The organism is Maritalea sp. (genome assembly GCF_051251695.1).
Lineage (GTDB): Bacteria > Pseudomonadota > Alphaproteobacteria > Rhizobiales > Devosiaceae > Maritalea.
The window spans coordinates 59,596-71,838 of record NZ_JBPOEU010000002.1 but is presented as its reverse complement, the minus strand read 5'-3'; the positions used below and the strand labels follow the sequence as shown (position 1 = coordinate 71,838).

Annotated in this window: 15 protein-coding genes; 11 read left to right on the top strand and 4 right to left on the bottom strand. The window is 48.6% G+C overall.

Annotation, left to right across the window (positions count from 1 at the left end; all coding sequences use genetic code 11):
• The first annotated feature begins 29 nt into the window (after positions 1 to 29).
• The 3 genes from ACSHWX_RS01390 (at position 30) to ACSHWX_RS01380 (ending at position 2,375) form a co-directional block, all read left to right on the top strand.
• Positions 30 to 503 carry a hypothetical protein gene (locus tag ACSHWX_RS01390; protein WP_435666486.1) on the top strand — a complete coding sequence of 158 codons (474 nt, stop codon included), beginning with the start codon at positions 30 to 32 and terminating at the stop codon, positions 501 to 503.
• Positions 504 to 618: 115 nt separating this feature from the next.
• Positions 619 to 1,503 (top strand): DMT family transporter, encoded by an 885-nt coding sequence (locus ACSHWX_RS01385; RefSeq protein ID WP_435666384.1) that lies wholly within the window; start codon positions 619 to 621, stop codon positions 1,501 to 1,503.
• Positions 1,500 to 2,375, top strand: coding sequence for a DMT family transporter (locus tag ACSHWX_RS01380; protein WP_435666383.1), 876 nt, complete (start codon positions 1,500 to 1,502; stop codon positions 2,373 to 2,375). Before ACSHWX_RS01385 ends, ACSHWX_RS01380 begins: the two co-directional genes overlap by 4 nt.
• On the opposite strand, the gene ACSHWX_RS01375 is transcribed toward ACSHWX_RS01380, so the two are convergent.
• A complete protein-coding gene (locus ACSHWX_RS01375) occupies positions 2,372 to 2,764 on the bottom strand; it encodes a DUF3224 domain-containing protein (RefSeq protein WP_435666382.1) in 393 nt (130 codons plus the stop codon). The genes ACSHWX_RS01380 and ACSHWX_RS01375 overlap by 4 nt on opposite strands.
• A gap of 77 nt (positions 2,765 to 2,841) precedes the next feature.
• Between ACSHWX_RS01375 and ACSHWX_RS01370 the strand changes: the two genes are divergently transcribed.
• The gene (locus ACSHWX_RS01370) at positions 2,842 to 3,648 is read left to right on the top strand and encodes an AraC family transcriptional regulator (RefSeq protein WP_435666381.1); all 807 of its coding nucleotides are present in this window, start codon (positions 2,842 to 2,844) and stop codon (positions 3,646 to 3,648) included.
• On the opposite strand, the gene ACSHWX_RS01365 is transcribed toward ACSHWX_RS01370, so the two are convergent.
• Positions 3,645 to 4,802, bottom strand: coding sequence for a trans-sulfuration enzyme family protein (locus ACSHWX_RS01365; RefSeq protein WP_435666380.1), 1,158 nt, complete (start codon positions 4,800 to 4,802; stop codon positions 3,645 to 3,647). The genes ACSHWX_RS01370 and ACSHWX_RS01365 overlap by 4 nt on opposite strands.
• A gap of 262 nt (positions 4,803 to 5,064) precedes the next feature.
• On the opposite strand from ACSHWX_RS01365, the gene ACSHWX_RS01360 reads away from it, so the two are divergent.
• From ACSHWX_RS01360 to ACSHWX_RS01345, 4 genes are all read left to right on the top strand, one after another.
• Positions 5,065 to 5,232, top strand: coding sequence for a hypothetical protein (locus tag ACSHWX_RS01360; RefSeq protein ID WP_435666379.1), 168 nt, complete (start codon positions 5,065 to 5,067; stop codon positions 5,230 to 5,232).
• Positions 5,233 to 5,303: 71 nt separating this feature from the next.
• Entirely contained in the window at positions 5,304 to 6,215 is a 912-nt protein-coding gene (locus ACSHWX_RS01355; RefSeq protein WP_435666378.1) for a polysaccharide deacetylase family protein, read from the top strand.
• 42 nt (positions 6,216 to 6,257) lie between these two features.
• Positions 6,258 to 6,764, top strand: coding sequence for a hypothetical protein (locus ACSHWX_RS01350; RefSeq protein WP_435666377.1), 507 nt, complete (start codon positions 6,258 to 6,260; stop codon positions 6,762 to 6,764).
• Between the two features lie 55 nt (positions 6,765 to 6,819).
• Complete coding sequence (locus tag ACSHWX_RS01345) at positions 6,820 to 8,118, top strand: MFS transporter (protein WP_435666376.1); 1,299 nt, start codon at positions 6,820 to 6,822, stop codon at positions 8,116 to 8,118.
• Here ACSHWX_RS01345 and ACSHWX_RS01340 read toward each other — a convergent pair.
• Together ACSHWX_RS01340 and ACSHWX_RS01335 are read right to left on the bottom strand one after the other, a co-directional pair.
• Positions 8,115 to 8,774, bottom strand: a complete 660-nt coding sequence (locus ACSHWX_RS01340; RefSeq protein WP_435666375.1) for an RluA family pseudouridine synthase — start codon at positions 8,772 to 8,774, stop codon at positions 8,115 to 8,117. The genes ACSHWX_RS01345 and ACSHWX_RS01340 overlap by 4 nt on opposite strands.
• A complete protein-coding gene (locus ACSHWX_RS01335; RefSeq protein WP_435666374.1) occupies positions 8,771 to 9,340 on the bottom strand; it encodes a gamma-glutamylcyclotransferase family protein in 570 nt (189 codons plus the stop codon). The genes ACSHWX_RS01340 and ACSHWX_RS01335 overlap by 4 nt, the downstream gene beginning before the upstream one ends.
• Before the next feature lie 110 nt (positions 9,341 to 9,450).
• Here ACSHWX_RS01335 and ACSHWX_RS01330 point away from each other — a divergent pair, with 110 nt between their 5' ends.
• Genes ACSHWX_RS01330 through ACSHWX_RS01320 form a run of 3 tightly spaced genes read left to right on the top strand, consistent with a single transcriptional unit; the run spans position 9,451 to position 12,243 of the window.
• Positions 9,451 to 10,302, top strand: coding sequence for an AraC family transcriptional regulator (locus tag ACSHWX_RS01330; protein ID WP_435666373.1), 852 nt, complete (start codon positions 9,451 to 9,453; stop codon positions 10,300 to 10,302).
• An 8-nt stretch (positions 10,303 to 10,310) separates the two neighbouring features.
• The gene (locus ACSHWX_RS01325; protein ID WP_435666372.1) at positions 10,311 to 10,949 is read left to right on the top strand and encodes a GyrI-like domain-containing protein; all 639 of its coding nucleotides are present in this window, start codon (positions 10,311 to 10,313) and stop codon (positions 10,947 to 10,949) included.
• 22 nt (positions 10,950 to 10,971) lie between these two features.
• A complete protein-coding gene (locus ACSHWX_RS01320) occupies positions 10,972 to 12,243 on the top strand; it encodes an MFS transporter (protein WP_435666371.1) in 1,272 nt (423 codons plus the stop codon).

Here is a 12,243-nt window from a genome sequence, read left to right as displayed (position 1 = left end):
ATTTGGAAACGCTTGATCTGTTGCAAGAAATGATCGCCGATTATGACGGAACCGTTTTGGTTGTTAGCCACGACCGGGAATTCTTGGACCGCGTGGTGACCTCAACGATTATTGCAGATGGGGATGGGGTTTGGACAGAATATCCGGGTGGATATTCGGATATGGTGCAAATGCGCGGTTATGGGGTGACCAAGCCGCAGGTGCTTGCAAAACCAAAGCGGACGAAGGCAGAAAAGTCTGCAGCCGCGCTAAAATCTGGCACCAAAAAGCTGTCGTTTAAGCATAAACATGCGCTTGAAACATTACCCGGCGAAATGGAAAAACTGTCAGCAAAAATTGCAAAATTGCAATCAGATCTGGCTGATCCCAACTTGTATGCGCAGGACGCAGAGAAGTTTCAAACGCTCAGCGACCAGATGACCAAAGCGCAGTCGAAGTTGGAAAGCAAAGAAGAGCATTGGCTTGAGATTGAAATGATGCGCGAAGAAATTGAGAACAGTTGAGCGCTGTTCTAGGGGCTCAATAAAGCTTGTGCTTGCCACATTGTTCCATTTTGCATTAGCGTGATGTTTCTTGCGCGCCGACGTTCTTTTGGCGCGAAATCAACATGGTGTGAAAATGAAGAGTTTGGGGACTGTCGAAGCCTTGCTTCTGGCTGTTGGCGGCATCGCATTGTTGGCCTTGATGGACTCGCTGGTTAAAAGCCTGTCGGGTGGATTGCCAACCATTGAAATTCTATTTTTCCGCCAAGTCGGCGCGGCCATTTTGCTGGGCGCATTGGTTTTCGCCACCAAAGAAAAACTGCCCCGAATGAGCAAGATGAAAACCCATGTCATTCGCTCCGCGATGATTGGGGTGACGGCGTTCTCGTTCTTTTATGCTTTGGGCGAGTTGCCTTTGGGGTTGGTTACAGCGATTTCTCTAACAGCACCTATTATGGTGGCTGTGATGGGTGTGCTGATCTTAAAGGAAGAGATGAGCAAAACGCTGGTCATTGCATCTTTGATGGCTTTTGGTGGCGCGATGATTGTGACCTTTGGCGGTAGTGAAACGCCGATGTCTGGCTCTGGCAGCGTGCTTGGTTGGGTCGCTGCAATTATTGCTCCCGTTACTTATTCTATCAGCATTATTATCCTCAAGGGCCAAACGCACCAATCTAGCGCCCGGGTGATTACGTTCGTACAAGCCGGGCTGATCGCATTGTTTTGCCTGCCGTTTGTTGGGATCGATTTTGTGGTGCCGCAAGGGGATCAAATTTGGCGTGTAATCGCTTTGGGGGTGCTTGGGGCGGCAGGCTTCATGATGTTTGTAACGTCACTAAAACACATTCCCGCTTCAATGTTTGCGATGGTCGATAATACAGCGCTGATTTGGGCAGGCCTATATGGCTATATCTTCTTTCAAGAAGTGCCGCATATTTCCTTGTGGATTGGGGCAACACTCATCGTTAGTGCCTGTGTCGCCGTTGCCCAACGCCAGATGCGTAAAAGCCCACGGCGATGAGCAAGCAGACAAACCTTTCCTGGCCATTGATCCTTGCTTTTGCTGCAATGCTTGGGTTTGCTGTTACGGACGCGATGATTAAATTCATCGGCCAATCTTTGCCAATCCCACAAGTCGCCTCTTTGCGTACCATTGGTGGGGCGATTTTATTGTTGATTGCACTGCTGAGCACACAGCCATTCCCGTTGCCCAAAATTGACTGGAAACAGCATATTGGTCGCGGATTTCTGATCGCGTTGGTAACGCTGTGTTTTTATTTCTCGCTGGCGCATTTTGATTTTGTGACTGTTGCTGCGGTTGCACTCTTCGGGCAAGCGGTGAGTTCGGCTATCGGGGTTGTCTTTTTCAACGAAAAATTCTCACTCAGACTTGGCTTTGCGTTGGGATTGGGCGTTGCCGGTGCATTATGCTTTTTGATCGACCTCAATCTGTTCGGTCAGCAAATTGAAATGTTTGATATTTGGATTTTACCGCTGGCTGCCATCCCTTTTTTGGAAGCATTCATTTTGGCGCTGGTGAAGGTACAAACCCGCAAAGAGCCAGTTTTAATTACAAGCACCATCCAAGCATTATTGGTTGCGCTCATATTGGCACCCGGCCTGGCGCTGGGCTATCAGGCACCGACTACGATGGAATGGTCAATTATTGCTGCCATGTGCGTTGTTGGCGCGGCCACCAGCTATATTAGCATTGTGGCGCTAAAGGATTTGCCAGTTTCTGTTTTTGCGATCACCGACAATACCAGCCTGTTGTGGGCTGGCATTATCGGGTTTTTGGTGTTCGCTGAAAGCCCTAGTGCCGTTCAAGTTCTTGGCGGCATTTTGATCGTGAGCTGTTGCTTTATGTTGGCGAAGGAGGTCAGCGCGGACTAGACGCCGTCCACCTCAAGTTCAAAACTGACGACCTTGTCCGTCGCTGCGTAACGGCCTTCGCCGGTGATCTCAGCAAACCCATCGGTTCCGCTTCCGGCGATAATTGACCAATTTGTGTTGGCGGTGTTGTTGTCAAAAAGGCCAGTTTCTTGAACGAAGAAGCTGCCTTCTTTTTCGCCGTAAGAGCCAGTGAACTGCAATGCACCAATATACTGAGCCGTTTTATCATCCAGATAGATCATGATATATTTGCCGTTCAACATGCCGTCTAAATCGCCACTGACTTTGTATGAAATTTCAGCTTCGTGGGCTTTGAGCGGTTTGGGGACATCAAGAAAGCTCTTTTCTTCCCAATTGGCGATTTCAAATTGGCCTGTTAACTTACGCATCTGGTTCTCCTTTTTTGCGACACTTGCATAAATGGACGCCGGAGAATTGTAATTTTGCGACAGAAAGCGTTAGCGATATGGCAGGGGCTAAAGCCAATCAGCCAAAAGGGTTGATCGAACAGCATATCAGCATGCAGCACTTCGATTTAACAATGGTTATGCCAAGTACCTCGCTTGCTCGCGTCGTAGCCAATTATTGGCTGATTGAATGGGATCTGGATATTGGCAAGGCCTATAAACAAGTCAACTTGCCCCATGCGAGCCAGCATCTTGTGATTGACCCGCAAGCGCAATCGGGGGTTTTTGGCATAACAAGCGGTGCGTTTTCTTATGATTTGGAAGGCAAAGGGCGCATATTCGGGGTGAAATTCCACCCCGGGCAGTTTCGACGATTTACCCAACATCAAATGAACAGCCTTACCGACAATTCGGTCCCCATTTCCAGTTATTTTGATGTGGATGACACGGAGCTGCTAGAGACATTTTTAAGTGCGAAGAAGTGCGTGGATTTTGCGCCAACGGTGGAAACATTGTTATTGGCGCGTTCAATTGATAGGGATGCGAAAGCAGATCAGGCGCAGGATATTGTGGCATTCATCCAAGAAAACCGGGAAATTTACGATGTCGCGACAGTTGCCCAGCGGTTCCATCTGTCACCGCGCACAATTCAGCGGTTGTTTGCTGACTATATTGGTGTTTCGCCAAAGTGGGTTATTGAGCGTTTCCGGATGATCGAAGCCATTGAGACATTGAACAATTCAAGTTCCGTCTCTTTGACTGAATTGGCCCATGCGCTTGGCTATTTTGACCAAGCGCACTTTTCCCAAGCTTTCAAACGGCTAACGGGACGACGTCCCTCTGAAATTGACTTGCCAAAAATCTAGCGCAACGCTTCGCTCAAATCGCCGACCAAATCATCAATATGTTCAATACCAACAGACAATCGAATGAGGTTTTCCGGCACGCCTGTGGCATTTCCTTCAACCGAATGGCGATGTTCCACCAAGCTTTCAACGCCCCCTAGCGATGTAGCACGTTTGAATATTTCAAGTTTTGAGCAAACCTCTAGTGCTGTTTTTGCGTCGCCTTTCACAAGAAAACTAAGCAGTGAGCCATACCCGCCGTTCATTTGCTTGGTCGCCAGTTCATGTCCGGGATGAGAAGTGATGCCCGGATAAAGCACGGTTTCGACTTTTGAATGGTTATCTAAAAACGCAGCGACGCTCATGGCGTTGGCGCACATACGTTCCATGCGCAAGGGCAGGGTGCGCATGCCTCGTATCAAAAGCCACGCTTCAAAACTACCCAACACGGCGCCTGCATCATGCCGATCCATGCTGATGGACTGCCAAATATCGCTTTGCGCATCTGCTGTAGCTAAAAACCCGGCCAAGACATCTGAGTGCCCATTTATTGATTTTGTGGCGGAGTGCATAACAATGTCTGCGCCCAAAGTAAGAGGGTTGGAAAGCACTGGGCTCGCGGCCGTTGAATCAACGACCAACTTTGCGCCCGCCGCATGGGACATGCTGGCCGCACTCTCAATATCGGTAATGCGCAGCCACGGGTTTGATGGGGTTTCAATAAACACCAAATCCGGTTTTTCAGCTTCGATTGCCTTGCTCAACACATCAAGATCGCTGCAGTCGATTTCATGTAGTGCAATTTCGCGGCGAGCGCAAAAATAGCGTACCCATTTGGTGGTGCCCCAATAGATTTGCGATTGTACTATTATTGTGCCCCGATTGGGCACAGTGCGCATGATGGCGGCAATGGCGGCCATACCGGAAGGGAAAAGCAGACCAGCTTCTGCGTGTTCCGCTTTTGCGAGGATCTCTTCGCCCAATCGCAACAAATCACTATCATCGCGGGAATAAAGATGTTTGTCGCTGATCAGCGAATAGTCCGTATTTCGCGCAAATGTTGTTGCTGACTGGATGGGGGGAACCACCCCGCCGGTTTGCGGATCGATGACGCCATTGGCTTGCACCATCCGGGTCGAAATATGTTGGTTCGTGCGCTTTGTTTGGTCACTCATATTGGTTCAGTCGCTCCGGATTTGCGAATATTTAGAATCTTGAATTATCGCTACAATATTGGGGCGAACCCGCGCGTACAAGTGCTTGATGTAAAAATTGGTCCAACCAAAATGCTAAAAAATGCATGCCGGGTATTGACCTATGCGTTAGTTTTGGGATGGTATTGGTCTGCTTTTTGTGCTTAACAGCATCTTTAATCACCGCGTAGATTTACATATGCCTGCAAGAATGAATTCTTGTGGCACAATTGAGGCCCATGAAATGAAAAATCAATTTCTGCTCACCGCGCTTTCGCGTGTTGAGACGCAATCTGTTTTTTCTCCGTTAGGAGAAGAGATGCTGGTGGTTAGTCGGAAAGATTATGAGCGACTGGTCAATATTTTGGAAGGCGTCGAATTCTTAATCAAAGATGAACAAATCGCCAGCTAAGTAGTTGGAAATAAATCATTAACCATAATCGATGTAAAAAGACATAAGTTACATGATTATAGGTTTTGTGAATGTCTTGCGTACGGGTTGTGTTGGCGTTAATCTTTCTTTGTTCTGCGCTTGCGGGTTGTGCAAAGCCGCCTCAAAGAATTGATCAATCAGCAACCCTTTCTACCCAAGTCCTGCCAAAAACCACCCGCAATAGCCCCACCCGGTCGTCAGCGACTTTGACCGATGCGCCGAAAATTGACACGCGCATACGAACCGCTTCAATCGACAAATCCACATCACTTGACTTTGGATTAAGGCGCGGGCTGCGTGGACGAGAACTATCCGTTGAGCAGCAAAGTGATCTGCAATTGGCTTCTGGCGAAGTGATCATCACTTTTGATGACGGCCCACGCCCCGGTAAAACAGACCGCATTCTTGATATTTTGGACGATTATGGCGCGCAGGCAACTTTCCTGATGCTGGGAACGGCTGCCCAAAAACATCCCGGTTTGGTGCGCGAAGTTGCAAAGCGGGGCCATACGATTGGGTTGCATACGCACAATCATGGCGATTTGACTAAACTCAGCCTAATGGCAGCGTTGGCTGAAATTGAGCGTGGACGAAAGCCGCTTGTCGCGGCGTTGTCGCCAATAAATAAAGCCCCAGCGCCGTTCTTTCGATTTCCATATTTAGCACAAAACACCAAGTTGCGACGGGCTGTTAATAATGCCGGTTTGGTGATTATGGACGTTCAGATTGACAGCAAAGACTATTATAAAGCGAGCGCCAACGAGGTGCTAAAAAGAACATTGTCGCGGCTGGATAAGCAGGGCAAGGGCATCGTTCTTTTCCACGACATTCATCAGCGCACCGTGGAAATGCTACCCGACTTTTTGGCGGCATTGAAGACGCGCGGATACAAAGTCGTATCGCTTGTACCCGACCAACAGTTTCAACTGCGTGGCACAACATTGCTTGCACAACAAAACTAGTGCCGATATAAAGTCCGTCCTTCATATTTTTCGGATTTTCACATGCAGCGGATACTCATTTTGGGCTGTTCTGGCTCTGGTAAAACCACACTTGGAAAACGGCTAGGCGATGCACTTGGCTTGCCGCATATTCCTATGGATAGGTACTTTTTCAACCCCAATTGGGTCGTTAAGCCCCGCGATGAATGGGCGCAAATTATAACGCAACTGGTGAGTGAAGATGAATGGGTGATGGACGGGAATTATTCCAGTTCGCTCGATTTTCGCCTCGTGCGGGCTGACACGGCCATATTCTTGGACTTCCCCACTTGGTTTTGTCTATATCGTGTCATTAGACGGACATTGACTTTGTTTGGCAAAGTAAGGCCGGGTTCATCCCCGGGTTGTCCGGAGCGGTTTGATCGTGAGTTCTACTCTTATATATTGAACTATAATCGGAGACGGCGGCCGAAAATTCTCAAAATGCTCCACGCGTTCCCCGGTGAAACGATCGTCCTTAGTTCAGCGAAGGATATTGATAAATTTGTCACGCAGGTCGCAAAGAAATAGCACTGTCCAATATAAGGATTGTCAGCTCTAGAATTTGCTGTCTAATTCTACCGATATGATCAATCCTAATTTTTTTAAGCTCCTTATTGCCAGCGCTGCATCCAACCTTGGTGACGGGTTAGCGCTTATTGCGTTCCCGTGGCTCGCGTCTCTTTTAACGCGCGACCCGTTGTTGATTGCGTTGGTGTCGCTGTTTGGGCGAGCGCCTTGGCTGTTATTTTCTCTTCCTGCAGGCGTGATTATCGACCGGTTTGATCGACGTAAGTTGATTTTCCTGACAGACGTTGCGCGTACGGTTTTAACGGCAATTGTTTTTGTTGTTGTTTTATCCTCATCAAGTTTACTCGACCCGGCGGCCGTGGTCGGTGGAACGCAAGTTGAACCCGATGGTGTGTGGCTGATTTTGATTGTGATTTATGCAGCGGCGCTGTTGCTCGGCACGGCAGAAGTATTACGAGACAACGCGGCGCAAACCATTCTGCCGAGTATTGTTGCACCCCACCAATTGGAGAATGCGAACAGCAAATTGGCAACTGTTGAGTTGGTTATGAACAGTTTGGTTGGTCCGCCGCTCGCTGGTTTTCTCATCGCTGTATCTTTGGCTTTTGCGTTCGCGGCGAACGCTGGCGCGTTGTTCTTGGCCGCGCTAATGGTGTTTTTGATTGGCGGGAACTTTCTGGCAAGTCGCGAGCCATCTCAACAAGAAAATCATTGGATGCATGACCTCAAGGCAGGGCTAAATTGGCTTTGGCAACACATTCTGCTGCGTGATCTAGCTATCATTCTGGGGCTGGTAAATGCCGCTTATATGATGACATTGGCCACCCAGGTTTTATTTGCCCAAGAGGTTCTGTACCTTGATCCAACCGAATACGGATTATTGTTAACCGGAGCGGCGTTTGGCGGTGTTGCCGGTGGGTTTGCTGCACCGTATTTGGCAAAATATGTACGCTCAGGCACCTTGATGGCCATATCACTTTTGATGTTTATGGGTGAAACATTGGTGTTTGGCTTTACCAGCAACGCAGTTGTTGCTTGGCTCGCTCTGTTTGTCAGCTCGTTCGCCGCAGTCGTTTGGAACGTCATATCCGTGTCATTGCGCCAAAACATTATCCCAGATCAGTTGTTGGGCCGCGTGAATAGTGTTTATCGCTTTCTTAGCTGGGGTCTTATGCCGCTGGGCACGTTGATTGGCGGCGTTTTGGTTGGTGTTTTTGAACCGTCGCTTGGTCGCGAATTTGCTTTGCGCAGTCCGTTTTTTGTTGCGGGTGCAATCATGGCGCTGGTCTTGATTATTTCTTTATTCAGGCTGACCAATGCAAAGATTGAAGCCGCGCGCGCAAATGCGACTTAAAACGGAAGTGCCGCATTAAATGTCACCCGTTTGCCGCCAGTTGGGTGGTGGAGAGTCAGCGATTTTGCGTGCAGGCGTAATCGATCCGCTGCATCGAGCGCGTCGCCAGTGGCGTAAAACCGGTCACCCAAAATAGGATGGCCAAGTTCAAGCATATGCACCCGCAATTGATGCGTGCGACCGGTGATTGGGGTGAGTTCAACCCGCGTGTGATTTTCAAACCGTTCGAGCGCTTGCCAACCTGTCTGAGCGCTGCGCCCTTCTTCATGGTCCACCATTTGGCGGGGGCGGTTTGGCCAGTCGCAGCGCAGGGGCAGGTCAACAGTGCCCTGATCATCTTGCATGCATCCAAACACATCCGCGATATAGGTTTTTGCCGTATGCCGTCGCTCGAACTGTAATCCCAAATGGCGATGCGCGCTGCGGTGCATCGCCATGATGATAATGCCGGATGTATCCATATCCAGCCGATGGACAATTGTTGCTGAGGGGAATTTTTCTTGGGCGCGTTTTTCCAAACAATCACTATGTTCGGCCGCCTTGCCCGGCACCGTTAACAAGCCAGAAGGTTTATTGAGCACCAAAATGTCGTCGTCATTATGCACGACATCTAAGTAAGGATCGGTTGGTGGTGCGTAGACAAAGTTGCCAATCATGCGTTGGCAGTTTCAATCAAATGTCCAAAGCCAGATTTTTGCAGCAGCATTTCCGCTTCAATTTTACCTTCTCGCGCATGGTGGGGGTCGGCCTTGAACGCGTGGGCGCGCAGCATATCTTGATGATGTTCGGGCAGACCGTTTTCAACGGCGCCTGAAAGGCAAAGCGCCCAATACCAGTGATAGGGAAGCGGCGCTTGCGGGTTTGGCTCCACCATATAAGTTACGGTTTTCAGGACCTCGCCTGATGGGGTTGTAACCTCAAAGTCTGTCGCCCGTGTGTATTTCATCGGTCGGTCCCAATTGATACCTTCAAACCGGTCCAAAACGGGCGCATCTTCCAACGCCATTTCATAAACCACACCGTGTACAATATCAGCCCGGTTGCCTGTTTCAAAGATGGTCATTTTGCCAGAACCGCCATGATTGTCTTCGGCGACCATGCCGTAATTGACGCCAAACTTTTCAACACTTGCAATGGCAATTGGCTTTGCGGACGCACAGCGATTTTGCAATCGGGCATTCAAAAGATTGGAGCCGAAGGCAAAATAGTGGAAAGTGGTCATGAATGTCTCAATTTCAGCATTGAACAGGATCAGATGTGATCTGCACCAAATTCAGCAAGATTTGTCAATTCAGTATATGATTTATTCGCTTTGAAAGTTGGAGTGTTTACATGGTCGAAAGCCAATCAATTCGTCAATATCAGTCCCGGTTGGACCGTGTGGTGAACTATATATATGATCATTTGGACGATGATATCGATCTCAACCATCTGGCTGAAATCGCTTGTCTTTCCCCCTATCATTGGCACCGAACCTATCGCGGCCTCAAAGGGGAAACCATTACCGCTACGGTCAAAAGACTTCGCCTACATCGCGCTGCCAATCAGCTGGTGAATACCAATATGGCGATCGAAAAAATTGTAGCCCAATCGGGTTATGGCAGCATATCGGCTTTTTCGCGTGCTTTTGCGGCGAGCTATTTGATGCCACCGGCACGGTATCGCGAAACAGGCAAACTCCCCAGTTTTCAATCAAAAAACATTCAAAAGGAAATTGGGATGCATAAAGTCGAACTGCGTGACGTTGAGACACTTAACCTTGTCGGGCTGGCCCATCGAGGTCCCTATATGGAAATTGGTAGGGCGTTTGAAAAACTTGGCGTGTTTGGCCAAGAAAAAGGGCTTTTCGGTCCGGGGTCGAGAAGTTTAGCGGTATATTTTGATGATCCAGATACGGTGAAAACAAGCGAACTGCGGTCATTTGCGGGTATGTTGGAGATTAAACCAATTGAAGTCGAAGCGCCGTTCGAACGTTTGGTTATCGACGCAGGGCGATTTGCGGTGATGACCTATAAAGGACCATATTCTGAACTGCCCAAAGCCTATAATTGGCTCTATGGCACTTGGTTGCCAAACGCCGGTGTTGAGGTGAGGGATGCGGTTTGTTTTGAAGACTATTTGAACGACCCCCGGCACGTTGCGCCAAACGATTTGCTCACAGACATTTTTATGCCCATCAAATAGGTAGCATCATGGATAAGTTGGATTTTAAGAAATCGGATAAAGTGTTTTATTCGGGCAAAGTGGGGCGTTTCGATGTGCTGGACGTGCCTGCAATGCAATATTTGATGATTGATGGGGAAGGTGGCCCGGTAGGTGCATCCTACCCGCCCTCAATCGCTGCTTTGTACGGGCTCAGCTATGGCCTGAAATTTTATTCCAAACAGCAATTAGAAAAAGATTATGTTGTGTGCCCGATGCAGGCGCTATGGTGGGCAGATGATATGGACACGTTCATTACGCGAGAGAAGTCGGCTTGGAAATGGACAGTGATGATCCGTCAACCTGATTGGATTTCGCAAAATGATTTTGCGCAAATTCTTGAAACAACTATTGTGAAAACGGCAAAGAAAAAAGATGCGCCGACTGACGAGAGCTATTTGCGTGCGGTTCGATTGCAAACGATGACGGAAGGACAAGTGGTGCAGGTGCTTCACGTTGGCTCTTATGATGACGAGGGACCAATTTTGCAAAAAATGCATCATGAGTTTATCCCACAAAACGGATTTGAAATGGTGGGTAAGCATCATGAAATATATCTTGGCGATCCGCGTAAAGTTGTGCCAGAAAAACTAAAGACGATTTTGCGTCAACCTGTGCGCAAGACTTGATCCTTTTAAGGAACTGTGTGCGATGAAATTGCCTAACGACAAGAATTTACGTCGGATTTTGCGCGCGCAACTGCCCGCCGACTTCGCCGATTGGCTGGATTACGTCGCAATCATCTCCCTGTTTACTTATACATGGACCGTCGATCCGATTTATTTTGCGTTTTTTGCCCTTGCATTTGCTTTGCCCTATTTGGTGATTGGCCCGTTTGCGGGCGCGTTGGTGGATAAAAGCAGCTTAAAAACCATTATGGTCTGGTCGAACCTTGGGCGTGCCATAACAACGCTGGCGCTGGCTTTTGCCGGGCAACCTGAAATCGTTTTGGTGCTGGTGTTTTTGCGTGCGTCTATAGATAGCTTTTTTAGTCCTGCAAAACAGGCCGCAATACAGGCATTGTCGGAAAAGCGCGAATTGATGGCGACGAACAGCTTGAGCCAAATCATCAACCAAACCTCAAAAATTGCTGGACCAGCCGTTGGTGGTGCATTGCTTTTGATTGTGTCCAGTCAGGCAGTGTTCTTAATCAATGGCATGGTGTCGGTTGTTGCGTTGATGATTTTGTTGACCTTGCCCAAGAATTTGCGCCCAACAGAAGAACCCAGAAATGATGGCGATGCGAAAGACAAAAAGTCTGAAAGCATTTTTGCTGAAATCGCTCAAGGTTATGCGACTGTCGCTAAAATTCCAGCACTCTGGGTGACTATTGGTCTGGGATCATTTGGTTATTTCGCCATATTTTTGCACGATACGTTGCTGGGCCCAGTCACCAGAGAACTTGGATATGATCAAACTGTTTTTGGTTTATCGATCAGTATGGTTGGGGCAGGCGGGGTTTTGGGCGCTTGGGCATTGGGGAGCATAAAGCGACAGTTCCATCCCTACATGATGATCGGCCCTGGGATGATTATGGCTGCAGGTTTTACGTTGTTGCTGGGTTTTGCGACATATTTTATGTGGGCGTTGCCGCTTTGGATTTTTGTTCCCGCATTCTTTGTTGTTGGGTTTTTCAGTTCAGCGATTTTTGTGCCGCTTCGAACGGTTTTACAGCTTGAAACACTACCCGACAAAATGGGCCGCGTGACTGCGGTTAATGAAGCCATGAACGTGATCGCGATGTTGGGCGCGCCGTTTGTTGGGGCGCTGATGGCCTCTCAATTTGGGTTGAGTATTCCGTTCATGGTCGGGGGCGGGCTTTCACTCACTCTTGGCGTAGTGGCGCTATTTCTTATTCGCGTTATCAAGTTCAAAAAAGTTGATCAAGAAACCGCGCCACCAGATGAACATAACTCGGCTTAA